Below are 25,841 nucleotides of genomic sequence, written 5' to 3' on the forward strand. Positions count from 1 at the left end.
CAAGCACTTAATATTTTTTGTCTTATATCAGTCGAATATGCTGCTGCCATATATCTCAATTATTTTCTTTTTTTTACATCTTTAAAGTTTACCATCTTTGTACCGCGTTTGATCTCAAACTGCTGTAAGTATTTATATCGTGATAAATCTTGTGCGTATCTTGACTTTACTCTATATCGTCCCCAAACCAATAACCAAAATCAATAAAATCAAGAAATTTTTGGTTGGTTGAGTTTTACTTCATGATTATTAAAGGGAGGAAAATCCCCACCCCTATATTTTTTCAAAATTATCACCGATCATATAGAAATCCTATTTGATTTGTGAATATTGCAAGAGTCAGATCCCCGACTTCTTAGAGAATTCGGGGATCTTGTTGTTCATAAGTAATTTAGGATTGCTATATAATAAAACTATGCTTTCTAGTTACCAATTATGACTATAGCCACTGAACGCCAAATTACACTAGAAGATTTTCTCAAGTTACCAGAAACTAAACCAGCATCAGAATTTATTAATGGGGAAATCCTGCAAAAACCTATGCCACAAGGTGAACACAGCTTAATTCAGACTACTTTCATTGAAGTTGTCAATGGACTCACTAGAAGTCAAAAAATTGCTATAGCCTTCCCAGAACTACGTTGTACTTTTGGTGGTAGTACCATTGTGCCTGATATTGCGGTGTTCCGGTGGGAAAGAATCCCCAAAACTGAATCTGGGAGAATTGCTAACCGTTTTGAAATTCATCCTGATTGGGTAATAGAAATTCTTTCTCCTGAACAACCACAGAAAAAAGTATTAACAAAATTATTGCATTGTTCCCGAAATGGAACTGAATTAGGTTGGTTATTAAACCCAGAGGAAGAAAGTGTATTGGCTGTATTTCCTGGACAAAAAATCGAAATATATGAAGGTGATGATAAATTACCAATTTTGGAAAATATCAATTTAGAATTAACTGTTAAGGAAATTTTTGGTTGGTTGAGTTTTGGTTCATGATTATGGCGGGGAATAGGGAATAGGGAATAGGGAATAGGGAATAGGGAATAGAGAATAGGGAATAGGGAATAGGGAACAGGGAATAGGGAATAGGGAATAGGGAATAGAGAATAGGGAATAGGGAATAGAGAACAGAACTTTATCAAGGGCGGGGAAACCCCGCCCCTACGTTAAAATTGTTGTAAGAAGCGTAAATCGCTGTTATATAAACGGCGAATATCATCAATTTGGTGTAATACCATAGCAAAACGTTCTACACCAAAACCGGCGGCAAACCCGCTATAAACTTCGGGGTCATAACCGACAGATTTTAATACGTTGGGGTCAACCATGCCGCAACCCATGACTTCTAACCAACGTCCTTTCCATTGTAAATCTACTTCGGCTGAAGGTTCAGTAAAAGGGAAATAACTGGCACGAAAGCGAATTGGTAAATCGCCAAATATTGATTGTAAAAATATTTTTACAGTTCCTTTCAGATCTGTAAAAGTTAGTCCTTCATCTATGGCTAAAAGTTCGATTTGATGAAAAACTGCTGAGTGGGTCGCATCTACATCATCTCTGCGATATACTCGACCTGGGGCAACAACTCGAATGGGTGGTTCTTCTTTTTCCATGTAGCGAATTTGCACTGAGGAAGTATGAGTCCGTAGTAAGTTACCATCTGGTAAGTAGAAGGTATCTTGCATATCACGGGCTGGATGATCTGGGGGGGTGTTAAGAGCTTCAAAATTGTAGTAGTCTGTTTCCATTTCTGATCCTTGGGCAACGGTGTAACCCATGCCAACAAAGATATCTAGGGTTTGGTCAATAATGCCATTCAGGGGGTGAATCCGACCTTGGGGACGGTAAATACCGGGCATGGTGACATCTATTGTTTCTGCCTCTAGCTGTGCCTGAATTTGAGCAGATTCTAGGGTTGTGCGTTGCTGGTCAAGGCTGTTTTGAATGGCTTCTTTGACTGTGTTAGCGATCGCCCCAATTTTAGGCCGTTCTTCCGCGCTCATTTGCCCCATACTTCGCAATAGCGCCCCCAATTGCCCTTTTTTACCCAAATAGTTGACTCTGAGTTCTTCTAGGCGTTCTAAGCTATCAGCAGCAGCGATCGCTGTTTCTCCTTCTTGCCGTAATGCTAAAAGTTGGTCTTCTAAATTGCTAGTCATTAGTCATTAGTCATTAGTCATTGGTCATTGGTCATTAGTCTATATTAGGGGACAGGGAACAGAGAAATATTTTTCCTAATAACAACTGACAACCAACAACCAACAACCGACAACCGACAACTGACCACTGACCACTGACAACCAACAACTGACCACTGACAACGAACAACTGACAAATGAAATTACTAATTAGCAACGATGATGGAATTTCTGCTTTGGGGATTCGCGCCCTAGCCAACACCTTAGCAGCAGCGGGTCATGAAGTGACAGTAGTTTGTCCAGATCGAGAGCGATCGGCAACAGGACACGGATTAACTTTACTGCAACCAATTCGCGCGGAAATAGTAGAATCTGTTTTTCATCCTCATATTCAAGCTTGGGCTTGTGATGGTACGCCTTCAGATTGTGTAAAATTGGCATTATGGGCTTTGTTAAATTCTCCACCCGACTTAGTGCTATCTGGAATTAACCAAGGTGCAAATTTAGGGACAGAAATTCTCTACTCTGGAACTGTTTCCGCAGCAATGGAAGGAGTGATTGAAGGTATTCCTAGTATTGCTTTTAGTTTAACTAGTCATACTCATAAAGACTTTCAAGCAGCAGCTAAATTTGCCGAAATCCTAGTTGCTAAAATTGCCGCCCAACCACTGCCAGAATTAATGTTACTGAATGTTAATATCCCCCCCTTATCTTGGGAAGAAATAGCTGGAGTTACTTTTACCAGACAAGGGGTACGACGTTATGTGGATGTTTTTGATAAGCGAACTGATCCCAGAGGTAAAACTTACTACTGGTTAACTGGAGAGGTGATCGAAGATATAGAACCACCGATAGAATTAAACTTACCAACCCATATTCCTCTGGATGTTCATGCCATTCAAAAAAAATATATCAGTATTACTCCATTGCAATATAATCTCACTTATGGCTATGGACTGAGTCAACTATCTGAGTGGGAATTTAAATTTCCGTAGATTTAGGCATCTTCGTCTCAGCTAGAAAAATTATTTTCAGTCACTTTACTGAATTTTAAGCCAAAGTGCTTGCAAATTTCAAGGCTAATTATGTTGTTTCCAGCAATAAAACTTGTACAACAGCATACACTTAAATAAATAAGAAGTCGTGTGTTTTCATGATCCTTTTGCTCAAGTCTAGCCAGCCAAAAATACCCATGTCCAGGATAGAAAACCAATTTAATGTGCAGTTTTGGGGCGTTAGGGGCAGCATTCCCAGTCCAGGGCTAGATACAGTCCGCTATGGAGGTAATACTTCCTGTGTTTCCATGCAGGTGGGCGGTAAACGGTTAATTTTTGATGCGGGGACAGGATTGCACATTTTAGGTAAATCCTTATTGTCCCAAATGCCAGTAGAGGGGCATTTATTTTTTACCCATTCCCACTGGGATCATATTCAAGGATTTCCCTTTTTCGCCCCAGCTTTTATTAGTGGGAATAAATTTGATATTTACGGAGCGATCGCCCCAGATGGTTCTACCATAGAACAGCGGTTAAATGACCAAATGCTCCATCCTAACTTCCCTGTACCATTACAGATTATGCAGTCTAATTTGACCTTTCACAACATACAAATCGGACAGCCTATCAATATTGATGACATTATTATAGAAACCGCCCACTTAAATCATCCCGGTGAAGCAGTAGGATATCGAGTGAGTTGGCAAGGTGGTGCTGCTGTTTATATCACTGATACTGAACATTATCCTGATCATTTAGATGAAAATGTCTTGTGGTTAGCCCGCAATGCTGACGTACTCATTTATGATTCTACCTATTCTGATGAAGAATATAGTCATCCCAAATTGCCCAAAATTGGTTGGGGACATTCCACTTGGCAAGAAGCTATAAAAGTTGCGAAAGCTGCCAATGTGAAAACCTTAGTAATTTACCATCATGACCCAGCCCACAATGATGATTATTTAGATCGTGTGGGTGAAGCTGCTTGTGCGAGTTTTCCCGGTGCAATTATGGCTAAGGAAGGACTAGTTATCCCAGTTACTACAACTGATGTTACCTCTTCATAGAAGCGGGAGGAATGGTAGTTGATGGTTTAGCAATTGCTTCTCTCAACAATAAAAATGATGAAATGTTGATAGCTGTAGCCGCAGTTACAGTTTTTGTATAAATTGCATAATTAACTTGAAAATATTGATTTTCCTTGGATTTTTTGAGCTAAAATGAAGATACTGGGATTATCTCTGGCAGTAATTTTTTAAATTATACATCTACACAACTCCAGCGAAAATGTCTCAAGATCCTCAACAATCACCTCAAATCCAAGAAATCATTGGGCTAAAAGCACAACACTTTGCTGATTTAATCAGAACTGCACAATTAGTTTTTGATCCGACTGCGGGAGTTACCGGCAGAAATGTCAAAATTGATTGGGAAGATTTTGGTATTCCTCGGAATATCGAGGATAATCTCAGAATTATTGGCGAAGAGTTTCAATATGCTTCTCCTCATGTTCCCGTTGATGTTATCTGGGGTAAATTAACCACGGAAACTCGCATTTGGTTCCTAGAAAAGAAAGATCAATTGTGGCAATTTGAAGAATTTTTACCTGCACTTGATGAAGATTAACTATTGCCAAAAATACTTTTTTCAAGTAGGATATGTACATTTTGTATCCTACTTATTTAATAGAAAATAAAGTTGATGAAAATTATAAATTCCCAGTTTTTATTAGTTTCAGTTTCTTTGATATTGCCGATAATAACTCCGGTTTTCCATAAGTCTAGTATGGCTTTACCTGCAAGGAGAACAAATTACGATCAACCTATTAATCAGCAAATAGTTGTTAACAAGAGTGAATTTGGCGTAAAGATAGTTAACCCAGAAGGGAAAGTCAATTTTTTTCCAACAACTACAGTTCCCTTAAAAGAAGGTGATGCTTATGGTTGGAGAATTACACTTGATAATTATCAAGGTAACGTCAAATGGCGCGAAGTTTTAACTTTACCACAAGCCCCTGAAACTTGGACAACAGAAAATCATAAAAATTTCTCCATATCCAAAGATGGAAAAACGGCAACTTCCACGCGCACAGTAACACCTGTGAATGGTATAATTGAAAATTTTTGGACTATTGCTGCTGGAGATCCTTTGGGTAAACATCAAATAGAAGTCTATATTGATGAACGTCTAATTGGTACTTTTGTCTTTGAAATAGTTCCATTCTAAAATGACAGTTTTGTGCTAAATGTAAGTATAGCATCTTTTTATAGACTAATTATGTTAATCTCATCTTCCATTTTTCTAGCTGGTGCTAGTCGGGGCGTTGGCCAAGAAATCGCTAAATATTTGATAGCACAACAAATTCAAGTTAAAGCCCTGTTGAGAACAGAAGCCGCTGCTGTGGCAGCAAAAGCAATGGGTGTTTATCCAATTCTAGGAGATGCCTTAAATGTGGCTGATGTTGAACAGGCAATTTTAGGAAACGAACCGATTCAAGCTGTCATCAGTACATTAGGTGGTTTACCTACAGATAATATCAAACCTGATTATATTGGCAATAAAAACCTCATTGATGCCGCAGTCAAAGCAGGGGTAAAAAAGTTTATTCTCGTAACTTCCATTGGTAGTGGTGATAGTGTGGTGGCTTTACCTTCCCAAGCTTTAGCAGCACTCAAACCAGTTTTAATTGAAAAAGAAAAAGCAGAACAATATTTAATTTCCAGCGGACTTAACTATACAATTATCCGTCCTGGTGGGTTAAAATCAGAACCAGCAACCAACAACGGAATTATCACCGAAAATCCTCAGATTGTAGGTACTATTCATCGTGCAGATGTGGCCCAATTAGTTTGTCGCTGTTTAAATTCTGATCATACTAATAATAAAATTTTCTCAGCCATAGATCGGAATATGGTATATCCAGGATTACCGGAATTTGTGGAATTTAATTTAGATTAGTTGTTGTTAACTTTGAGGACTAAAGTCCTCACTACTAACTAAATTTAAGGTGAAAATACTACTCGAAACCCACACATTCTTAAACCACCGTCTGCTTCATTCCAACTTCTACTAGCGCTGCGACAAAGTTCTGCACCAAAATTCCATGCACCACCCCTTAAAACGCGACGATGTTTATCACCTCCATCTTCCCAGACACCACCATTTGTAGGTGCGCCATGATAGTTATTATGCCAAGGATCTGCACACCATTCCCAGACTAATCCGTGCATATCATATAAACCAAAAGCATTAGCCACTTCAAAATAACCAACATTAGTTGTTTCTTTGCGAAATCTACTTTTTGGTTCTAAAGAATAGGTATCGCTACCACTACAGTTAATTAAATCAGAAGTAATTGTTTCTCCAAAATGAAAAGATGTGGTAGTTCCCGCCCGACAAGCATATTCCCATTCGGCTTCACTAGGTAAACGATATTCTCTCCCGGTTTTCATTGCTAATCTGGCACAAAATTCTACAGCTTCATACCAAGAAACATTTTCGACAGGCAAATTTGCACCTTTAAATTTGGATGGATTCGGATGTAATTCTTGTTGAATTGGCGGTAAAGCTGCTATAGTTCTCCATTGTAATTGGGTAATAGGATATTTCCCCATAAAAAAGGGTGGAACTGTAACTTGATGTTGGGGACGTTCATCATCATCACCTTCACAACTTAAAGAACCCATGATAAAAGTTCCATGGGGAATTGATACCATTTCTAAGGTTGTATTCCTGCCTAATTCTTCTTTGAAATATTTAGTCTTCCGTCTATCACGGTTAACTTCTCTACCAGAAGTATCTACGGTAATGACATAAAAATCAAAGTTGTATAAGGGAGGTAAGGGAACAGGAACTTTTTGAGGAAGTGGTGGTGTTAATGGTGGTTTAGGAAAGGAAGAAAATTTGAGGACTACAGGAGATTTAGGAAAGTTTAAATCATCTAAAACATCCAGTGCTGATTGATATCTATCACTAGCAAAATGTTGGAGTAATTTATTTAAGATTTGCTTTAATTCATCACTAATAGTAATGCCTTTAAGGCGTAAACGTTCTTCCCATAACCATTTAGCATTCATGGCATCATAAAGATGATCTTGCAGTTGTCCATAATCATTTTGTAATGGTAGATCTTGAGTTAATAACCGCACACAAGTGACACCCAAAGCATATAAATCACTTGCTTGACAAGCAAATCCAGCCATTTGTTCTGTTGGGGCATAACCTAAGGTATAAATAGCTGTTGCTTGTCTAGCGATACTGGTTTGAGTAACTTGTTTTGCACCTCCAAAATCAATTAATACGGGTTTTTGATCACTATCTCGACGCACAATATTTTCTGGTTTAATATCGCGGTGAATTACATTATGTTTGTGAACAAAATCTAAAACTGGTAATAAGTCAGCTAAAAGTTGCCGAACTTGGGTTTCATCATAGGCTTGATTTTGTAGTTCTTCGAGAAGAGTTTTGCCAATAATAAATTCCTGGACTAAATACAAACTAGAACCTTGTTCAAAGTAAGCCAAAAGTCGGGGAATTTGGGCATGGTTTTCTCCCAAATCGTACAGCCTAAAAGCTTCTTCTTTGAAAAATTCCGCTGCTTTGGCACGTTGTCCAGTTCCTTGAACTTGGGGGAAAAATTGCTTAATGACGCAAGGTGCATTGAGTCTATCTACATCTTCAGCAGCGTAGGTTCTGCTAAATCCACCTTCACCTAATAACCTCAAAACCCGGTAACGGTTTCGCAGCATTTCCCCAAAGTTACTTTCTTGACAACTCAGACAAGATTTAGCGGTTTTCGGGTTGAAGGGGTTAGAACAATTGGGATTTTGGCAAATTTGCATGAATGTTGAGAAAATAGCATCTTTTCAAAATTCAGTCCCAATATTATTAAATTGTCAAAACGATATTTATTCCTGTTACAAAAAATTAGTCAAACTCTAAATCAGTTTATGTGGGGAAACTGAAAAAATTGCAGAATTAAAAGTTTAATAAGTTACAAAACTGACTCTATATACGCCCACGGATTCCCATTCTCAATTGTCAGAACTATAATGTATTTACTTATAAATAACACTATCAGTAGGAAAAATCTGTAATGTTTGTTGCACAGATTCTGACTTTTTCCCTTTCTCTACGGACTCCGTACTGAGTACACTACTGATAATTGCTATAAATATGTATCATTTCATAACTATCCTCACAACTTTCTCAAATTTTTGATTTACTTTAAATATAGATAGTATAAAGCTATCCACAAGACAGGCACACCAAAAAATACTGATATTAAGGATGACTTATGGCTATGGATACTCTAGCATTTATGACGACAATGGAAAATAGATTTGGTTTTACGGCTGAAGACAAATCTATTTTGAACGCCAATGCTGCCTGGGGTGAGGAAATTGCCGCAGAAATGGCGGAACATTTCTATGGCTATCTAGGGCGTGATGCAGAAATGAATGCCATTATTAATGCTAGTGAAGGCAGAATACAGCGACTCACAGATACATTCATCAAATGGTTTGCCGAAATGTTTACAGGAATTGATGATTGGGGTGCTGTTTATGCCCAACGACGGTGGCAAATTGGGGTTGTTCATGTGAAGGTGGGAATTCAACCCCAGCATATTGTTCCAGCCATGTCTACAGTCATTCATGAAGTAGCCAAGAAACTGAAAGCTGAGGGCAAATCTGAGGAATTAAAAGATGCTTTAGGGCGAATTTGTATGATTGATTTGGCTTTTATTGAACAGTCTTATGTAGATGTTTCGACTTCGGCTGTGCTAAAAGAAACTGGCTGGTCATCCGCTTTATTAAAGCGGTTAATTAGCACAGGTGCGGCATCAATCAATTAATAGGAGCAGAGGGTCAGGGGAGCAGAGGAGCAGAAATTTTTCTTGTTCCCATACTCTGTATGGGAATTATCTCTATTTTATAGGCAAATTATTGGGGTCAATTCCCTGCGATCGCAAATAAGCCATTAGCCGTTCTTTTTCCTGGCGTTCCTGTTCAATCAGTTCTACAGCCCAAGGTAACAAATTACCTGATTGATCCCACCATCGCAACCAATAGCCAGTACGACCTTCCTTTGCACCTTGCCAAGTTCCTAAAAATAGTCCCATTGTGTCAATCCAATGACGACCATTTTCGTCTGGTTGCTTTAATTCATAACGGCCATTTTCTAGTTGATAATATTCTAATAATCCCCCATCTGGGTCAAAAATGATATAGATAGGAACTTGTAAAATTTGTTCATAAAAAAACCATTTTCCCGGCGGATAGGTGCGCTTAAATGAATATTCGCCACCCTCTTTATCTGATAAAAACTCCATCACTACAGCCGGTACATCCCCTTCTAAATTGGGTGTATAGCTTTTCCTTTCTGGTAATATCTCTTTAACTGAAGTTATATATAGCCAATCAGGTGCTTTCGCCACAAATTGCTCATTTAATGTGGCACATAGCCCAAAATTGGCAGCAATTAACATCTGTGGTTGAATAAATTCACTGATTTCTAAACTTTCAGACAAAGCGCCCGCTAAAAGTGGTTGTCCTGTATTGTCCACTGGTTCATCCTCTAACTGAAAATCATCGGGTAAGGCTTCCCAAGAGATGACCAGTCCAGTCTGTGATTTGGTTTCACTGAGTAGGGTTGCCATAAACGCTACCTTTGGTTGATTTATTCTGATTTTATCATCATTCAGGAGTGAGAATATTTATTAGAAAACAAAGATTCAAGGGCGGGGAAACCCCGCCCCTACGGATATTTAAACTTGACAGTTTAATTCGCCGGCTTTTTTGGTGAAACGACGGTTTTCTCGATAATCTACTCGACAATCTATCACGGCTGGGACATCTTGCGCGAGCGCTTCTTTGAGTAAGGGAATAAAGTCCGCAACGGATTCGACCCGATAACCTTTTAATCCCATACTTTCGGCAAATTTGACGAAATCAGGATTACCAAAATGGACAAAAGATGAGTTACCTGGACCAAATTGATTTTCTTGTTTCCATTCAATTAAACCATAGCCACCGTCATTAAAAATCAGGGTAACAAATGGTGTTCCGACTCGCAAAGCTGTTTCTAATTCTTGACAATTCATCATAAAACCACCGTCACCAGTGGCAGCGACAACTTTACGATCTGGATGAACTAATTTTGCGGCTAATGCACCGGGAATAGCAATACCCATAGCAGCAAAACCATTGGAAATAATGCAAGTATTGGGACTATGACAATGATAATGTCTAGCAATCCACATTTTATGTGCGCCCACATCAGAAATGACAATATCATCTGGTCCCATAACTTGCCGCAAGTCATAAATTAATTTTTGCGGTTTCATGGGAAATTCATCATCTTTGGCATATTCTTCGTAATCAGCACGAATGTTAGCACGCAAGCTAATAGAATAGGGATTGGGTTTATTGTGTCTTTCTGCTAATTTCAATATTTCATTAAGAGAATCAGAAATATCACCAACTGTTTCTACTTGAGGAATATAACTACTATCAATTTCCGAAGAAGTAGCCGCAATATGAATAATAGGAATTGTTCCTTCGGGATTCCATTTTTTGGGGGAAAATTCAATTAAATCATAGCCAATTGCTATGACTAAATCTGTATTATCAAAGCCGCAGGTAATGAAATCTCGTTGTTGTAATCCCACAGACCAAAGTGCTAAGGGATGAGTATAGGGAATGACTCCTTTCCCCATAAAAGTATTAACCACGGGAATATTCATTTGGGTGGCAAATTGCGTGACTGCATCACTAGCATGGGCGCGAATTGCCCCATTTCCGACTAAAATGATGGGATTAACGGCTTGGGAAATTGCTCCAGCAGCGGCGCGAATACTGGCAAAGGAAGCATAGGTTTTTTCGCTATTATCCTTATTTAAAGGTTTGCCTTCTACGGGCATGGCGGCAATATTTTCTGGTAAATCAATGTGAACTGCGCCGGGTTTTTCTGTTTGCGATCGCTTGAAGGCTTTTCTCACAACTTCGGGTGTAATACTCGGTCTGACAATCTGTTTATTCCACTTTGTTACCGGGGCAAACATGGCCACTAAATCTAAATATTGATGGGATTCAATGTGCATTCTATCTGTTCCCACCTGCCCAGTAATTGCCACTAATGGCGCACCATCTAAATTAGCATCTGCCACTCCAGTCATTAAATTAGTTGCCCCTGGTCCAAGGGTGGAAAGACATACTCCGGCTTTTCCTGTTAATCTCCCATAAACATCAGCCATGAAGGCTGCACCCTGTTCATGACGAGTGGTAATAAATTGAATTGATGAGTTTTTTAAAGCTTCTAAAACGTGCAAATTTTCTTCACCAGGAAGTCCAAAAACATATTGAACTCCTTCATTTTCTAAACACTGTACTAACAATTCTGCGGTATTCATTTACTTTCCTCAAAAGAATAATTAAAGAACTTCAGGAGTTAGGACAAAGAATATCCCTATTCTTTATTCCCTCTTAACTGTCACCTGTCACCTATTACTTCACCCAGACAGTCTTAATATTCACAAATTCATGTAAGCCTTGAATACTCAACTCCCTACCGTAGCCAGAACGTTTAATACCACCAAAAGGTAAACGGGGATCGGATTTAACCATGCTGTTAATAAATACTGCACCAGCTTCAATTTCTTGAATTAGACGATGTTGTTCTGCTGTATTGGTTGTCCATGCACTTGCACCTAAACCAAAGGGACTATCATTAGCTAATTTAATCGCGGCATTGATATCAGGAACTCGGAATAATAATGCCACAGGTCCAAAAAATTCCTCTTGGGCAATGGGTGTATCTACAGGAATATCTATGATAATTGTAGGCGGATAAAAGTTCCCCGACATTTCTGTTAAAGGATGTCCACCTGTGAGAACTTTACCCCCACTTTTTACGGCATTTTTAACTTGTTCGTCTAATTCTTGGAGAATATCAGGAGTTGCCAATGGTCCCAAATCTGTATCTGCTGCCATGGGATTGCCAACTTTCAAAGCTTGAAATTTTGCTAACAGCAGTTTTTCAAATTGATCAGCCACAGATTCAGTAATTATAAAGCGTTTAGCCGCAATACAAGATTGCCCATTATTTAACATTCTGGCTGTGACTGCGGTGGTAACTGCTGTTTCTAAATCGGCACTTTCTAAAACAATAAATGGGTCACTACCCCCCAATTCTAAAACAGTTTTTTTGATTTGTTTCCCAGATGCAACCGCGAGGGATATACCTGCTGATTCACTACCGGTTAAAGTAGCAGCTTTGACGCGATCATCAGCCATCAAATTGGCAACTTGGGCAGCACCAATTAACAATGTTTGAAATACACCCTTGGGAAACCCGGCACGGTGGATGATATCTTCGATCGCCAGGGCGCACTGTGGCACATTAGAAGCGTGTTTGAGTAGTCCCACATTGCCCGCCATGAGTGCTGGTGCTGCAAACCGAAAAACCTGCCAAAATGGAAAATTCCAAGGCATGACGGCGAGAATTACCCCTAAAGGTTGATATTTTACAAAACTATGACTTGCATCAGTTTTAACAGTGACATCAGCGAGAAAACTCGGGGCATTTTCGGCGTAATAGCGACAAACCAGGGCGCATTTTTCAACTTCAGCGATCGCCGCTTTTAAGGGTTTACCCATTTCCAGGGTCATTAATTTCCCTAAATCTGCCTTTTCTTGGTCTAAAACAGTTGCTGTTTGTTCTAACCAGTGCGATCGCTCTACAAAACTCGTCTGCCGATATCCTGCAAAAGCCTTTCCTGCTAAATCCAATTTGGCGAGAATTTCTGTATCTTTCAGTGGCTCAAAAGTTTTGAGCGTTTCCCCAGTAGTGGGATTAATAGTAGCTATAGCCATAACCTGACCTCCCATTAAAAAATAGTTTGAGGTAGTTTACCAGTCTTACACACATTCATTACAGAAGTTAACACGAAAATTGAGTTGGAGAGAAAATTATGAAAAATTATTTTTATGAAATCAATACCTCGCCAATTTGCCAAATAGTATGTCAAAAAGCTGGCTCAATATTACAAAAGAAGGGAACAGGGAACATTTTAATTTTTGACTTCCGCTTGGCGATACTAGCACCTATAGTTCACACATTTTAGTTTGATATAGATTAATTGAACGATCAATTCCTTTAAAACGATAAGCTCCGATATCAAAAAAATCTGATTTCTCCGACAGCATATTATAAGTAACTTCACTAATTACACATTCACCAGGAGAACAACTAGTTTCCATCCTGGCTGCCAAATTAATTGTCGTTCCTAAAGCAGTGTAATCTACCCTTTGAGAACTACCAACATCACCAACCACAGCCTTACCACTGTTAATAGCAATGCGTAATTGTAAAGGTTCTTGCCAAAAATTATTGGCATTGAGATGTTTTAACCGAGTTAGCATTCCCTTCGCTGATGCAACTGCCCTATCCGCATGACCTGGATCTGGGTCAGGAGCGCCAAAAAATGCCATGATACAGTCACCAATATATTTATCTAAAGTGCCACTATGCAAAAATACTTCTTTCAACATTTCTTCAAATAAATTGTTTAATAATTGAGCAATTTCTCTAGGTGTTAATCGTTCAGAAATTGCCGTAAACCCGACCAAATCCGCAAATAAAATACTAATTTCATTTTCTCTAGGCGCTAAACGTCCATTTGGAGAACCACCAACAGCTATCAATTGCTGGACAACAGCCGGAGAATGGTATCGTTCTAAACGATGACGAATTACTTCTTCATTTTTGAGTTTGTCTACTAACAACGAACGTTGCACACTAGAAGCTACAATATTAGCTAAAGCTGAAAAGAAGCTGAGTTCTTCTTCCCCTTCACTTTCCCAATGAGATGAAGACAGACTAGCATCAGCATAGAGAACTCCAATTACTTTGTGTTCATCCCATAATGGGACAGCCATAGCACTACGAATACCTTTAGCTAAAATGCTTTTCTCCCTAGAAAAACGTTGATCTGATTGAGTATCGGCACTTTGAATAGCAATTTTTTCTGCAAATACTTTTTGACAAATACTGCGGCTAATCCAGCTACCATCTGTAGCTAGATTTTCTTGTTCAGAAATATTTCTAGTGGCAGAACTTATTAACTCTAAATTACCAGAATCGTCAATTTTTACTAATAGGGCTAATCGGTCAATACTATCAAGATAACGAAAAACTACTTGTTGTACTTGGAAAAAAATTTCCTCAATAGATGCAGCAGCACAAAGATTTTTAGCTATATCTACCAAATCTTTCAGCCTAGCAATAGTTTCATTTTGATTATTGTTATTGCTATTAATAGTATTAGCACTGATCCAGTGTTGTTGGAGTTGCTCAACATTCCGAAAAATTATTTTCTGTGGTTGAGTATTAACTTTTCTTAAAAATCTATTAGTGGTACTATTTGTATTTATATTTTTGAATTTTACTAATAATTTAATTTTGCCCAAGGAAATTACATCATTATTAGCTAATTCTTGGATATCCGTGATCAAATATTGGTTAACTTGCGTACCATTTTTACTACCTAGATCCTGAATAGTCCACACATGATCTGCACTTTTGACGATTCGCGCATGATTGCGAGAAATTCCTTCAAAGGGTAACACCATATCGCATTCTGGCAACCGTCCGATAATAAATACATCTTTATCTACTAGAACTAATTTTTCGGTATGTCCTTCTTGTTGGAAGAGGAGGGTGAGTTGATTCATGACTGTTATATCAGGCTCGAAGCTAAGGGCGCAAGTATCAGTGTAATTAAATAAATATAGCGTTTATATTTATCAGCAGGTATTAGATACCAGACGTTTATCTGCTATTTGTGTTGCTAGTTGTTCAACAGAAATCGGCTTACATATACCATAATTTACTGTGCAAGTTCTAATATTATAGTTAAAATGGTGGTAATTCTAAAGAGATATTACCCAGAAGTCCTTTCCGAAAATCGGTGATCATTTGTCTGGCGGCACGTTCTACATCACCTTTATAACGATGTTCTGCTAAGACTTGTAAATAGTCTTCTCCCGTGTAAATGATGGAATCTATCTCATACCGTGTCAGTAGTGGATGTGGTGGCAATGAATGAGAATGTGTTTCCTGAAGTTCGTTAAGTATATCTACGAATGCTGCTGCTATAAGTTGATTATCATAAGCTGCTTCGCCAATATCATCACAAATGGCTAATTTGACGGCTGCGGCTTGGCTGTCCAGTCTGGCGGGAATGACACCAGGGGCATCTAGTAATTGTAATTGATCGGAAATTCTCACCCACCGCAGTTGTCTGGTAACACCGGGACGGGCGGCGCTTTCTACGACTCGTTTTCCTATCAATCTGTTAATTAGGGCTGATTTACCGACATTGGGAAAACCAATGACGACAGCCCGGACGGGACGGGGTAACATTCCTCTATCCGTACGGCGTTGGTTAAGTTCAATACCCGCTGCCTGAGCGGCTTTGGCTATGGCGGTGACACCTTGACCATGTTGGGCGTTGGTAAAATATGGAACTTCACCTTGATTTTTAAACCACTCTATCCAGCGCGATCGCACCTGTGGCAAAATCATATCTACCCGGTTTAGTACCAATATCCTGGTCTTCGTCCCCACCCATTCATTCATTTGGGGATGATTTGTGGTTATAGGAATACGAGCATCTCTTACTTCTAAAACCACATCAACCCGTTTTAGCTGTTCTTTGAGATTTTTCTCAGCTTTGGCAATGTGTCCGGGATACCATTGAATCAGATTTAATTTGTAATTTTGTGTGATTGACATTTATTTAGTTGTTAGTTGTTAGTTGTCAGTTGTTAGTTGTCAGTTGTTAGTTGTCAGTTGTTAGTTGTCAGTTGTTAGTTGTCAGTTGTCAGTTGTTAGTTGTCAGTTGTCAGTTGTTAGTTGTCAGTTGTTAGTTGTCATTAATTCTCTCTCTTGTCTATTACCTGTTCCCTGTCACCTATCACCTGTTCCCTGTCACCTATCACCTGTTCCCTGTCACCTATCACCTGTTCCCTGTCACCTATCACCTGTTCCCTTGTTCCCTGTCACCTATCACCTGTTCCCTGTCACCTATCACCTGTTCCCTGTTCCCTGTCACCTATCACCTATCACCTGTTCCCTGTCACCTGTTCCCTGTCACCTATCACCTGTCACCTGTCACCTGTTCCCTGTCACCTGTTCCCTGTCACCTGTTCCCTGTCACCTGTTCCCTGTCACCTGTCACCTGTTCCCTGTCACCTGTTCCCTGTCACCTGTCACCTGTTCCCTCTGAATGAGATTGATGTAAAATTAAACGGTTGCCGTCGGGGTCGTAGGCATAAATTTCTTGTCCGTGAGAAGCTATAGAAATTTCTCTTTGTGAGGTACAGCCTAAAGATGTCAGGTGAGATATGGCAGTTTGTAAATTATTCACTTCCAAGCATAAACTGAGCGGACTTTGGGAGTTAACGACAAATTCTGGCTCGTTTGTTGATTTAGGTTTAAAAATACCTAACTTTAACCCAGCAATGTGAAACTCAGCATAGATATGGGGGATGAATTTCTGTGGTTTTTGTTCTAGTAGTTGAGTATAGAAGCTGACTATATTATCAAAATTAACTGTGGCTATGGTGACGATGACACTATTATATTGCATATTTATTTTTACCATAGATTTGTCACAAGAAGTCATAACCCAACAAATGTCTTGGGTTGCGCTGTCGCTTAACCTGACTTACAAATAATGGACAAGGTGTTGATAATTGAAAAATAATATTCAGGGTGCATTAGGAAAACCCAACACACCGATAATGACTAATTAGCAACTTCAGCCATTTCAATGACACGCCCTTCATAATCCTTAACTAAAAAATTCAAAGGCTTTTGGTTGCGAATTTTGAACTTTAAACCCCTGACTTCTACCCGCATTAAAATTAATTCTAGACAATCATGATCAAAGCAAACATGACGATGCTGATCTTTTTTGCCTAAACTTGCACCAGTGATAATATGTAATTGAGTATTTTTCTTGAGTTGATACCACAGACCGTCACTACCATTATTCATGGTGTTATTAGACCAACTGGGACTAGGGGACATATACAGCGGGTCAATACCTGTTGCACCAATGGTTTGCTCGTAGTTGTAATAATAGTGCAAGGGGACTTCCGCTACTGGCAAATCTAGCAATCCTTCATATAATTGTCGGGCAACTTCTAAATCCGATACCATGACAGTATAAACTTTAGGGGCGCTGCTGAGGAACATCCACATAGCGCCAGCGTAAGCTGCCAATAACATAATCATAATCCCCTGGGTGGAGAATAGGCTATCCAAGGGCAGGGAAGGTAAGAACGAGCCGAAAGTGAGTGGACTGAGCAGGAACATTATGGAACTAGCTTCTATAACCATGAACAAACAGAATCACAATAAAGGAGAGGCTTTGAGTATTGTCAGTTAAGACTAACATTAAGTCTTTGTTTCTAGTTTATCAATAGTCTAGTACAACACGGCGTAAATAAATCAACCATTATCAATCGCCAAAAAGCTTGCTCAGTATTAGTTTTGACTTTTGACTTTTGACTTCCGCCTTGCGGTACTAGTGGTCTGACTTTACAAACTTACTGACTTTCGGATATTATTAACCGTCGCATCACCATTCCCTAGTATATTTTAACAGTTATCTAGTTCAGAGATTGTGCAAATTCCTCACTTTCCCGAAGCTAATCACCCATTGGTGAAGTCGCTATTTCATCACAGTGATCAAGAACTACTGAGTTTATTTCAACGATATCCAGATTATGGCAAGTATTTTACGGTGATTTTTTGCCGTTATAGTCCCATAGTTTACACCTTAATTCGGCATTCGGCGCGATCGCCTGTGCAAGCTGATTATTTATTTGCTCTGATCTGGCGAAATATCTATTATGAATTAGGGGGACTGGACTTAAACCAAGCAGCCACAGATACGGAATCCTTAACCTTACAAAATTGGTTAATTAACATCACAGCATTCCATATTAACGAGATTAAGCTTCCACCTACAGAAGCTATTCATTATTCCCTTAAAGATACATCACCACCGCTATGGTGCTATGTAGAACAGGCATTAGATCAACTACCACCAATATTACGATTAATCGTCTTAATGGCGCAAACCTTCCACTGGAGTGAAACCAGAATTGCTGCCTATTTGCAAGCTGAAGGAGAACAAATTTCCCCTGCGGAAGTCGCAAGTTCTCTCCAAGAAGGTTATCAGATGCTAGAAGATAAATTACCTGCTGATATTCGGGCTATTTACTTAGGTGAACCTGGGATTTCGTCCTAACTTTAGCTATAATAATCACAGTCGCCCATTTACGGCACAGAACCATAGAAAAAATCCCTCTCGTTAGTTCTTGGCTTGCTCAGACAAAACTTGTCTTAGAGACTTCCAAATAAAAATATGTCCCAAAACTAACGCAAAAACTCTCTCTATTTCTTCTCTCTCTGTGTTCTCTGTGCCTCTGTGGTTCTTTCGTTCATTTATTGGGATAATTTTTTTCTTGGAAGTTCCTTATACCATCTATTTACAGCCGGAATTTCCCGGTTATATATTATGAAACAACGGCATTTACTATCAGGAAATCTAATTAATATCAGCAATTTCTTAAAATTACCATTTTTGACTTTTTATGCGGTACTACTCACCTGTTTATTGACAACTACAGGTGTAAAAGCAATTGATATTACCCAACAAATTCATCGTCCTTTAAATAATCCCGCAAATAAATCATCACGAAATGTAGCTGATAAATTACTCAGACAAGGTAGACAGCAATTATTTCAAGGATTTCCCCAAAAAACTCTAAAATTATCCCTAGCAGCTTTGGAAATTTATCACTCATTAGGTGATTTAAAAGCCCAAGGTTTAACTTATGATTTATTAGCTAATACCTATCTGCAATTAAATGATATCAATAATGCTGAAGATGCCATTCGCCGACAGTTAGCAATTTCCCGTGATAATCAAGATTTTCAAAATCAAATTTTTGCCCTAAATAATCTAGCTACCTTGTTTCTCCAAAAAGGCGAAAATATTGCCGCCCAAGAAACTCTAGAAGATGCTTTAGTCGTGGCTCGTAATGTGACTAACCTGGAAGGACAAGGGCTATCTTTAAGTAATTTGAGCTTGGTTGCTATCCGCACAGGTGATTACAATAAAGCCGTTAAAATTGGCGAATATGCCTTAACTTTTCGCCGCCAAATTGGTGATACTGTCGGTGAAGCTAATACCCTAAATAATCTTGGTGATGCTTATTTAGCGATGGGGGATTATCAAAAGACTATTGGTAGTTATAGTTTGGCAATGCAGTTAGCGAAAAAGAGTTTTGAACGTGCCAATCAATTACGAGCAATTGATGGTTTAGTCACAGCCAATGCTGCATTAGGTCGTTACGATTTAGCTTTGAAACTATTAGAAAATCGGGTAAAACTGACTGATTCTATTAACAATCCCGCAGAAAGTCTAAAATATTTATTTGTCTCTGGGGAAATTTATGAGAAAATGGGCAACTTTACCAAAGCTAAGGATTTATATACACAAGCTATTTCCATAGCCCAGAAATTAGAAGATAGTAAACAAGAAAGTTTATTAGTTTATAAACTTAATGAATTAAAAAACCGTTAATAACAAAATACCAAAATACCAGATCCCCTACTTCTCAAAGAGGTCGGGGATCTCAATGATCTAAATAAATAGGAAATAAGTCATGATCACGAATCAAAGGAAAATGTGTTAATATAGCTAGAACGGAGATAGAAAACTATACAAACTGAAAATTCACCCAATCACATTGATGAATTAAATGATTATCATAGATTCTCAACTATAAAAGATTCTTGCCAACTTCTATTCCTAACCTTTTTTGATCATGACTTTTTACATAGAAATTCCCCTAATTGGCAAAAAAGTTAAATATCCATGGCGGTGGTTAATGGGTTTAATCGCTGGTGGTTTCTTAATTGTGGGAACAACAGTTACAATCAAAACCATTCAGCAAAGAAATAAACCCCTAGATATTAGTAAATTAACTGTTCCGGTAGAAGCAAAAAGCGTAACTGTCCGCATTACTGCTAGTGGCAAAGTTCAACCAGTTCAAAGTGTGAATATTAGTCCTAAAAGTCCAGGATTGTTAGCAGGTTTAAATGTTGAACAGGGAGATACTGTCAAACAAGGACAAATAATTGCTCGCATGGATAATTCGGAAATTAAAATGCGAATTCTCCAATACAAAGCTAATTTAGACCAAGCAAAAGCACAATTAGCAGATAGCCAAGCCGGCAGTCGTCCCGAAGAAATTGCCCAAGCAAAAGCCCGTGTAGACCAAGCACAGGCACAATTGGCGATTATTCGAGATGGGAATCGGTTACAGGAAATTCAACAAGCACAGGCTCAAGTTGACTCGGCAAAAGCTTCTGTGGTACTTACCCAATCGAGAGTCAAACGTTATCAAGATCTAGCTAAAGATGGGGCTATTTCCCAAGATAGTTTAGAACAATATGTGAGTGAAAATAGTAAAGCTAAAGCTAATTTAGAAGAAGCACAACGCCGATTATCTTTACTAAAAGTGGGCAACCGCAACCAAGATATTCAAAAGCAAGCAGCAATAGTTAATCAAGAAAAGGAAGGATTACGAAAATTAGAAAATGGCAATCGTCCCCAAGAAATTGCTAAATTAAGAGCAGCAGTAGCTAGTGCTGAGGCTCAGTTAAAACAACAACAGGTGCAACTGGAAGATACCATTATTCGCGCTCCTTTTTCGGGAATTGTGACTCAAAGATATGCGACTGTGGGCGCGTATGTGAGTCCGGCTATTTCTGCTTCTAGTGATGCTTCGGCGACATCTACTTCTATAGTTGCTTTAGCTAAAGGTTTAGAAGTGCTGGCTAAAGTTCCTGAAGTGGATATTCCCCAAATTAAACAGGGACAAAAAGTGGAAATTGCTATTGATGCTTATCCTGATGAAGTTTTTCAGGGAAGAGTGCGGTTGATTGCCCCTGAAGCGGTGGTTGAGCAAAATGTCACATCTTTCCAGGTGCGGGTAGCTATTGATGAGACAGCAAATAAACTGCGTTCGGGAATGAATGTCAGTGAAGTGACATTTATTGGTAATAATATCCAAAATGCGCTGTTAATACCCCAAGAGTTAATTGTTACTCAAAAGGGAAAAACTGGTGTGTGGTTATTGGGTGAAAAAAATAAACCCCAATTTAAGTTAGTCACAATTGGGGCAAATATTGATAACCAAATTCAGGTTTTAGAAGGCTTAAAAGCAGGCGATCGCATATTTATTGATCTACCTAAAACCAAGGGTAAAGGAAATAAAGAACAGGGAAAATAAAATCACAAGTAAACACAAAATATGGACATTTTAGAAAGTGTGAAGATGGCGACTACTACCTTATTAGCTAATAAGCTGCGAAGTAGTTTAACCATGTTAGGGATTATTATTGGTAATGCTTCGGTAATTGCCATGATTGGCATTGGAGAAGGCGCACAAACATTGGCAACTAAGCAATTTGCATCATTGGGTCCCAATACCTTATTTATTATCCCTGGGAGTCCAGGAAGCCGGGGAAGGGTGACAACAATGCCGAGAACTTTAGTTTTACAAGATGCGAAGGCGATCGCTAAACAAGTCCGTGCCGTTAAAGAAGTTGCCCCAGAAATTAATAACAGAAGTACAATCACCTATAGAAATAAAAGTACAACTAGTACAGTGATTGGTACTACTCCTAATTATACAACTGTTCGTAGTTTTGAAATCAAAGAAGGTAGGTTTTTTAATGACTTTGATCTGAAACGGAATAAAAGAGTAGCAGTATTAGCTCCAGATTTAGCTAATAAACTATTTGATAATCAAAATCCTATTGGTCAAAAAATCCGCATTCAAAATACTACTTTTGAGGTGATTGGCTTAACAGTAGCCAAAGGTTCTTCCTTTGGAAGTAACAGTGATGATACGGTTTTTATTCCTATTAATACCATGTTTAGTCGGCTGGTGGGGAGAACATCCCCTTTTGGTATTAATGTTTCTTTAATTTCGGTATCTGCTCAAGATGAAAATAGCATCTCCGCCGCAGAATTTCAAATGACAAACTTACTCCGTCGCCGGCACAAAATTGTCCGTGAAGATGATTTTACTATTCAAAGCCAAAAAAATATCTTGGAAATTACCAATACAATTACCAGCGGCTTGACACTAATGTTAGCGGCGATCGCCAGTATTTCCCTATTTGTGGGTGGGATTGGGATTATGAATATAATGCTCGTTTCTGTCAGCGAACGTACCCAAGAAATTGGACTGCGTAAAGCTATTGGTGCAACTCAACAAGACATCCTTTTACAATTCATTATTGAAGCCGTGATTTTATCTGTAGTCGGCGGTTTAATCGGCATTGCTTTAGGCGGTGGTAGCATCATTTTAGTAAGTATCCTTACCCCTTTACAAGCGGCAATTTCACCAAGTGCAGTCATCTTAGCTGCTAGTGTTTCTGGTGGGATTGGTTTATTTTTTGGTGTCGTTCCTGCCCGTCGTGCGGCTCAACTTGATCCAATGGTAGCACTGAGAACGGCTTAATTGGTAATTTCCAGATCCCCGACTTCTGATATTAATTCTCATTTATTTCTAAGATACAATAAGAAGTCGGGGATCTTAATCACACAACAGGATAAATTTTTATGGCTAATACCCTGACTTTTCATGATGCGAATATTCCCGATGCTGCACCAGAATTAGCAATTATTCGGTTAGAAGATATTTTCAAAGTTTATGGAATTGGGGAAATAGAAGTTAAAGCACTGAATCATGTGAATTTGGTGATTAAACAGGGTGAATATTGTTCGATTATGGGACCTTCTGGTTCGGGTAAATCTACAGCCATGAATATTATTGGTTGTTTAGATCGTCCTAGTAGGGGAAATTATTATTTAGATAACTTGAATGTCGCGCAAATGGATGATACGGAATTGGCGCATATTCGCAATAGAAAACTCGGTTTTGTCTTTCAGCAATTCCATTTATTAAATCAATTAACAGCTTTAGAAAATGTCATGCTGCCAATGGTGTATGCTGGTGTTAAACCGGGGGAAAGAAAAGATCGGGCGACATCTGCATTAATCAAAGTTGGCTTAGAAAAACGCCTCAATAACAAACCTACCCAATTATCAGGGGGACAACAACAAAGAGTAGCGATCGCTCGTGCTATTGTCAACAATCCCGTTGTTCTCCTCGCAGACGAACCCACCGGCGCACTTGATTCTCATACCACCCAAGAAGTATTAGACTTGTTTAGTGAACTTAATAGCGGTGGTATTACTGTTGTTATCGTCACCCATGAATCAGAAGTGGCGCGACAAACTAAACGAATTGTTTGGTTTCGTGATAGTGAAGTTGTTCATTCTCATCTAACTCCCCATGAATTACATCAACTTGTCGCATCTTAAATCCAGTAGGTGTCAGATAAATTATTACTTGAGACAAGGGAACAGGGAAAAGATAAGAGTTTGATGGCTTAATTTTCTTACTTCACTAAATCAAAATTTGCACTGGGAGTAAATCTAAAAGATGTCTAACACCCTATATGATAGCGATTTGCAATTATGGATTGAGCAAAAATTCAGCTTATTACCTCAATTAATGTCTGGGATTATTTCTGGGTGTTTATTGGCTTTTGTCTTGAGTTTGGATGATTTTTTAATTGCTAGTTTTACTGCGGGAAGTGGGACTAATACCTTACCAATGGAAATTTTTAGCCGCATTAGAACGGGAGTCAAACCCGATATTAATGCTTTAAGTGTGATGTTAATTTCTATGACTGCTATTGTCGCTTTGATAGGGGAATTGATTCGGAATAGGGGGGAACGGAAAGAATAGAGAATGAGAATAAATTATTTAGATAATAGGGATTGTAAATTTATCCTCATTTCTGGTTCTAAATTATGATTGTCTTGCGGTGTAAAACATTTAATATTAATCTTATCTTGCGGTTTTAAAATTGTCTCACAAGTTAATATTCCTGATTTATCAGAAGTCTGCAAAATCGAATACATTTGCAAATACAACTTATCATTATCTTTTTCTGTGAATTTACTTCTATCAGAAAATGTTTGATAAAATAAAATGCCTTTAAAATCTATATATATTTGTGATTCATTATAACCTTGAATTGAATTTAAGTGATTATTTAGAACAAGTAACATATATATTCTTGACATTGCACATTGAAATTTTTCTCCAATCTTTTGTAATTCCTTATTATCTATGGTAGATTTTAATTCAATTAAAATAATACTTAATCTATAACTACTTTCATATTTTTGTAAAACTAAAATGGCACATTCAGGAGTTTTACCAATAGGTGAGATACCTGTAATATCTTTTTCTAAGTCAACTTTCCAAATTTTTTCTACTTTTGAGTCATTATTACCAGAATAATTTAATTTCTCAATAAAGACCTTTTTAAGTTTTGCGTTAGAATTTTCTTCTTTAATTTCAATAATATTATCTTCAGCCACCGGAATTTCAACAATAAATTCTCGTTGAGCTAAAGCTTTATGCAATTCATTCCTAAGCAAAGGAAGATTTGGATCATTAGGACTATTTAAAAAATACCTATTTTTACTCATCTTCAACCTCATCTTCCTGACGGTAAATATAATCAGTCAGAATGCGAAGTGATTTATCTAAGTTATTTTCAACTTCTCTAAAGTTTCTAAAATAGATCCCATCATCACTACTTTTATAATCTATGATCCTATCACCTGTAAAGAAATAAACACCTACTTTGTCTTTTGATATAGAAATAGATGAATCAACATATTTTAATTTATTTTCTTCTATAATTTTTTTGACATTAACTCCTTTCTCACTTTTAAGAATATCTAAATATATATAGTTATTAATAGCATTAGCTAACATAGAACTATGGGTTGTTATTAATACTTTATTTCCTGTTTCATTTTGAATAAACTGTATTAATATATTGATTAACTTAATTTGATTTTCGGGATTTAAGTTTACTTCTGGTTCATCTATCATTAAAAAGTTATTTTTTTCTGATGCCCAATATTTCAAATATAAATAGAGAGTTGTTAGTTGATTAACAGAAGAAGAAGCTAAATACATGGGCAAAGGTTCATCAACAGAATCAATTTTAAAATAAAGTTCTGCCACACCAATTCCTTCTGGACGAATAACTTTTATCTCACCTCCAAGAATTTGTTGTAGCTGCTCAACAAGATTGATATAATGTCCCTCAATATTTTCTTCAAGAGAAAAAAGTTTTTCAAAAACCTGATTCATAGGTTCTGTATATTTTCTTTTAAAATCTAACTCTTCAAGATCAGATAATTGAATATTTCCTTTCTTGCGGGGATTTTCCAGTAAATCTACCAATTTTTTGATATCTTGTTCACGTCTTTTTCTATCAACCTCAAAAATATAACGATAGAATGTAGAAAAGAAAATTCTACTAGCTGGTAAGAAAAAAGTCTCATGGTAATGTTTGAACATTGTTCTAATTATTGTTGCAATTAGAAAGAACTTTTTTTTATCCAGTAAATCTCTGTCTAAAGATTTTTTAGGAATTATTTCTTTCATACCCTCTGGTAATTGTCTCTCTATAAATTTATATATTAAATCTCCTTGATCTTTTTTAAATTCTATAT

Annotated in this window: 23 protein-coding genes and 2 pseudogenes; 14 read left to right on the top strand and 11 right to left on the bottom strand. The window is 37.9% G+C overall.

The window, feature by feature from the left end; all coding sequences use genetic code 11:
• Positions 1-435 precede the first annotated feature (435 nt).
• The gene (locus IQ226_RS20020) at positions 436-999 is read left to right on the top strand and encodes a Uma2 family endonuclease (RefSeq protein ID WP_193898263.1); all 564 of its coding nucleotides are present in this window, start codon (positions 436-438) and stop codon (positions 997-999) included.
• 170 nt (positions 1,000-1,169) lie between these two features.
• Here IQ226_RS20020 and pheS read toward each other — a convergent pair whose 3' ends face one another.
• On the bottom strand, positions 1,170-2,162 hold the full coding sequence (gene pheS / locus IQ226_RS20025; protein WP_193898264.1) for a phenylalanine--tRNA ligase subunit alpha: 993 nt from the start codon (positions 2,160-2,162) through the stop codon (positions 1,170-1,172).
• Between the two features lie 176 nt (positions 2,163-2,338).
• Between pheS and surE the strand changes: the two genes are divergently transcribed.
• From surE to IQ226_RS20055, 6 genes and pseudogenes are all read left to right on the top strand, one after another.
• Entirely contained in the window at positions 2,339-3,136 is a 798-nt protein-coding gene (gene surE / locus IQ226_RS20030; protein WP_193898266.1) for a 5'/3'-nucleotidase SurE, read from the top strand.
• 197 nt (positions 3,137-3,333) lie between these two features.
• Positions 3,334-4,203 (top strand): MBL fold metallo-hydrolase, encoded by an 870-nt coding sequence (locus IQ226_RS20035; RefSeq protein WP_193898268.1) that lies wholly within the window; start codon positions 3,334-3,336, stop codon positions 4,201-4,203.
• Positions 4,194-4,304, top strand: a pseudogene (locus IQ226_RS20040) (Lin0512 family protein); the annotation flags it as partial. The gene IQ226_RS20035 and the pseudogene IQ226_RS20040, both read left to right, overlap by 10 nt.
• A 119-nt stretch (positions 4,305-4,423) precedes the next feature.
• Positions 4,424-4,762, top strand: a complete 339-nt coding sequence (locus tag IQ226_RS20045) for a hypothetical protein (RefSeq protein WP_168645546.1) — start codon at positions 4,424-4,426, stop codon at positions 4,760-4,762.
• Between the two features lie 75 nt (positions 4,763-4,837).
• On the top strand, positions 4,838-5,362 hold the full coding sequence (locus tag IQ226_RS20050) for a hypothetical protein (protein WP_193898270.1): 525 nt from the start codon (positions 4,838-4,840) through the stop codon (positions 5,360-5,362).
• A gap of 51 nt (positions 5,363-5,413) precedes the next feature.
• Positions 5,414-6,094 (top strand): SDR family oxidoreductase, encoded by a 681-nt coding sequence (locus tag IQ226_RS20055; protein WP_193898272.1) that lies wholly within the window; start codon positions 5,414-5,416, stop codon positions 6,092-6,094.
• 44 nt (positions 6,095-6,138) lie between these two features.
• Here IQ226_RS20055 and IQ226_RS20060 read toward each other — a convergent pair whose 3' ends face one another.
• The gene (locus IQ226_RS20060) at positions 6,139-7,977 is read right to left on the bottom strand and encodes a bifunctional serine/threonine-protein kinase/formylglycine-generating enzyme family protein (protein WP_193898281.1); all 1,839 of its coding nucleotides are present in this window, start codon (positions 7,975-7,977) and stop codon (positions 6,139-6,141) included.
• 455 nt (positions 7,978-8,432) lie between these two features.
• On the opposite strand from IQ226_RS20060, the gene IQ226_RS20065 reads away from it, so the two are divergent.
• A complete protein-coding gene (locus IQ226_RS20065) occupies positions 8,433-8,990 on the top strand; it encodes a protoglobin domain-containing protein (protein ID WP_193898283.1) in 558 nt (185 codons plus the stop codon).
• A gap of 72 nt (positions 8,991-9,062) precedes the next feature.
• Here the strand turns inward: IQ226_RS20065 and IQ226_RS20070 are convergent, their stop codons facing one another.
• The 7 genes from IQ226_RS20070 to IQ226_RS20100 all read right to left on the bottom strand — a co-directional run bounded on the left by IQ226_RS20070 (position 9,063) and on the right by IQ226_RS20100 (position 17,542).
• Positions 9,063-9,794 (bottom strand): Uma2 family endonuclease, encoded by a 732-nt coding sequence (locus IQ226_RS20070; protein WP_193898285.1) that lies wholly within the window; start codon positions 9,792-9,794, stop codon positions 9,063-9,065.
• Between the two features lie 108 nt (positions 9,795-9,902).
• Entirely contained in the window at positions 9,903-11,546 is a 1,644-nt protein-coding gene (locus IQ226_RS20075; RefSeq protein WP_193898287.1) for an acetolactate synthase large subunit, read from the bottom strand.
• 94 nt (positions 11,547-11,640) lie between these two features.
• Positions 11,641-13,008 carry an NAD-dependent succinate-semialdehyde dehydrogenase gene (locus IQ226_RS20080; protein ID WP_193898289.1) on the bottom strand — a complete coding sequence of 456 codons (1,368 nt, stop codon included), beginning with the start codon at positions 13,006-13,008 and terminating at the stop codon, positions 11,641-11,643.
• Between the two features lie 231 nt (positions 13,009-13,239).
• A complete protein-coding gene (locus IQ226_RS20085; protein ID WP_193898291.1) occupies positions 13,240-14,868 on the bottom strand; it encodes an adenylate/guanylate cyclase domain-containing protein in 1,629 nt (542 codons plus the stop codon).
• Between the two features lie 181 nt (positions 14,869-15,049).
• The gene (gene ylqF, locus IQ226_RS20090; RefSeq protein ID WP_193898293.1) at positions 15,050-15,931 is read right to left on the bottom strand and encodes a ribosome biogenesis GTPase YlqF; all 882 of its coding nucleotides are present in this window, start codon (positions 15,929-15,931) and stop codon (positions 15,050-15,052) included.
• Positions 15,932-16,400: 469 nt separating this feature from the next.
• A complete protein-coding gene (locus IQ226_RS20095; RefSeq protein WP_193898295.1) occupies positions 16,401-16,787 on the bottom strand; it encodes a VOC family protein in 387 nt (128 codons plus the stop codon).
• A 158-nt stretch (positions 16,788-16,945) separates the two neighbouring features.
• Positions 16,946-17,542 carry a glyoxalase-like domain protein gene (locus tag IQ226_RS20100; RefSeq protein WP_193898297.1) on the bottom strand — a complete coding sequence of 199 codons (597 nt, stop codon included), beginning with the start codon at positions 17,540-17,542 and terminating at the stop codon, positions 16,946-16,948.
• A 286-nt stretch (positions 17,543-17,828) separates the two neighbouring features.
• Here IQ226_RS20100 and IQ226_RS20105 point away from each other — a divergent pair, with 286 nt between their 5' ends.
• The 6 genes and pseudogenes from IQ226_RS20105 to IQ226_RS20130 form a co-directional block, all read left to right on the top strand.
• Complete coding sequence (locus IQ226_RS20105; RefSeq protein WP_193898299.1) at positions 17,829-18,458, top strand: sigma factor-like helix-turn-helix DNA-binding protein; 630 nt, start codon at positions 17,829-17,831, stop codon at positions 18,456-18,458.
• Between the two features lie 270 nt (positions 18,459-18,728).
• A complete protein-coding gene (locus IQ226_RS20110; protein WP_193898301.1) occupies positions 18,729-19,799 on the top strand; it encodes a lipopolysaccharide assembly protein LapB in 1,071 nt (356 codons plus the stop codon).
• A gap of 244 nt (positions 19,800-20,043) precedes the next feature.
• A complete protein-coding gene (locus tag IQ226_RS20115) occupies positions 20,044-21,513 on the top strand; it encodes an efflux RND transporter periplasmic adaptor subunit (protein ID WP_193898303.1) in 1,470 nt (489 codons plus the stop codon).
• A gap of 21 nt (positions 21,514-21,534) precedes the next feature.
• Positions 21,535-22,752, top strand: coding sequence for an ABC transporter permease (locus tag IQ226_RS20120; RefSeq protein ID WP_193898305.1), 1,218 nt, complete (start codon positions 21,535-21,537; stop codon positions 22,750-22,752).
• A 101-nt stretch (positions 22,753-22,853) separates the two neighbouring features.
• Positions 22,854-23,618, top strand: a complete 765-nt coding sequence (locus IQ226_RS20125) for an ABC transporter ATP-binding protein (RefSeq protein ID WP_228039565.1) — start codon at positions 22,854-22,856, stop codon at positions 23,616-23,618.
• A gap of 178 nt (positions 23,619-23,796) precedes the next feature.
• Positions 23,797-24,048, top strand: a pseudogene (locus IQ226_RS20130) (ABC transporter permease); the annotation flags it as partial.
• Between the two features lie 14 nt (positions 24,049-24,062).
• Here the strand turns inward: IQ226_RS20130 and IQ226_RS20135 are convergent.
• Entirely contained in the window at positions 24,063-24,800 is a 738-nt protein-coding gene (locus IQ226_RS20135) for a hypothetical protein (protein ID WP_228039566.1), read from the bottom strand.
• A partial coding sequence (locus IQ226_RS20140; protein ID WP_193898309.1) for an AAA family ATPase occupies positions 24,793-25,841 on the bottom strand: 1,049 nt, incomplete at its 5' end. The genes IQ226_RS20140 and IQ226_RS20135, both read right to left, overlap by 8 nt.

This window comes from Dolichospermum sp. LEGE 00240 (assembly GCF_015207875.1).
In the GTDB taxonomy this organism is placed as follows: Bacteria; Cyanobacteriota; Cyanobacteriia; order Cyanobacteriales; family Nostocaceae; genus Dolichospermum; species Dolichospermum gracile.

Excerpts from the sequence above, each read along its gene's own strand:
- IQ226_RS20020 (WP_193898263.1), top strand. The coding sequence starts at position 436 with ATGACTATAGCCACTGAACGCCAAATTACACTAGAAGATTTTCTCAAG.
- pheS (WP_193898264.1), bottom strand. The coding sequence starts at position 2,162 with ATGACTAGCAATTTAGAAGACCAACTTTTAGCATTACGGCAAGAAGGA.
- surE (WP_193898266.1), top strand. The coding sequence starts at position 2,339 with ATGAAATTACTAATTAGCAACGATGATGGAATTTCTGCTTTGGGGATT.
- IQ226_RS20035 (WP_193898268.1), top strand. The coding sequence starts at position 3,334 with ATGTCCAGGATAGAAAACCAATTTAATGTGCAGTTTTGGGGCGTTAGG.
- IQ226_RS20045 (WP_168645546.1), top strand. The coding sequence starts at position 4,424 with ATGTCTCAAGATCCTCAACAATCACCTCAAATCCAAGAAATCATTGGG.
- IQ226_RS20050 (WP_193898270.1), top strand. The coding sequence starts at position 4,838 with ATGAAAATTATAAATTCCCAGTTTTTATTAGTTTCAGTTTCTTTGATA.
- IQ226_RS20055 (WP_193898272.1), top strand. The coding sequence starts at position 5,414 with ATGTTAATCTCATCTTCCATTTTTCTAGCTGGTGCTAGTCGGGGCGTT.
- IQ226_RS20060 (WP_193898281.1), bottom strand. The coding sequence starts at position 7,977 with ATGCAAATTTGCCAAAATCCCAATTGTTCTAACCCCTTCAACCCGAAA.
- IQ226_RS20065 (WP_193898283.1), top strand. The coding sequence starts at position 8,433 with ATGGCTATGGATACTCTAGCATTTATGACGACAATGGAAAATAGATTT.
- IQ226_RS20070 (WP_193898285.1), bottom strand. The coding sequence starts at position 9,794 with ATGGCAACCCTACTCAGTGAAACCAAATCACAGACTGGACTGGTCATC.
- IQ226_RS20075 (WP_193898287.1), bottom strand. The coding sequence starts at position 11,546 with ATGAATACCGCAGAATTGTTAGTACAGTGTTTAGAAAATGAAGGAGTT.
- IQ226_RS20080 (WP_193898289.1), bottom strand. The coding sequence starts at position 13,008 with ATGGCTATAGCTACTATTAATCCCACTACTGGGGAAACGCTCAAAACT.
- IQ226_RS20085 (WP_193898291.1), bottom strand. The coding sequence starts at position 14,868 with ATGAATCAACTCACCCTCCTCTTCCAACAAGAAGGACATACCGAAAAA.
- ylqF (WP_193898293.1), bottom strand. The coding sequence starts at position 15,931 with ATGTCAATCACACAAAATTACAAATTAAATCTGATTCAATGGTATCCC.
- IQ226_RS20095 (WP_193898295.1), bottom strand. The coding sequence starts at position 16,787 with ATGCAATATAATAGTGTCATCGTCACCATAGCCACAGTTAATTTTGAT.
- IQ226_RS20100 (WP_193898297.1), bottom strand. The coding sequence starts at position 17,542 with ATGGTTATAGAAGCTAGTTCCATAATGTTCCTGCTCAGTCCACTCACT.
- IQ226_RS20110 (WP_193898301.1), top strand. The coding sequence starts at position 18,729 with ATGAAACAACGGCATTTACTATCAGGAAATCTAATTAATATCAGCAAT.
- IQ226_RS20115 (WP_193898303.1), top strand. The coding sequence starts at position 20,044 with ATGACTTTTTACATAGAAATTCCCCTAATTGGCAAAAAAGTTAAATAT.
- IQ226_RS20120 (WP_193898305.1), top strand. The coding sequence starts at position 21,535 with ATGGACATTTTAGAAAGTGTGAAGATGGCGACTACTACCTTATTAGCT.
- IQ226_RS20125 (WP_228039565.1), top strand. The coding sequence starts at position 22,854 with ATGGCTAATACCCTGACTTTTCATGATGCGAATATTCCCGATGCTGCA.
- IQ226_RS20135 (WP_228039566.1), bottom strand. The coding sequence starts at position 24,800 with ATGAGTAAAAATAGGTATTTTTTAAATAGTCCTAATGATCCAAATCTT.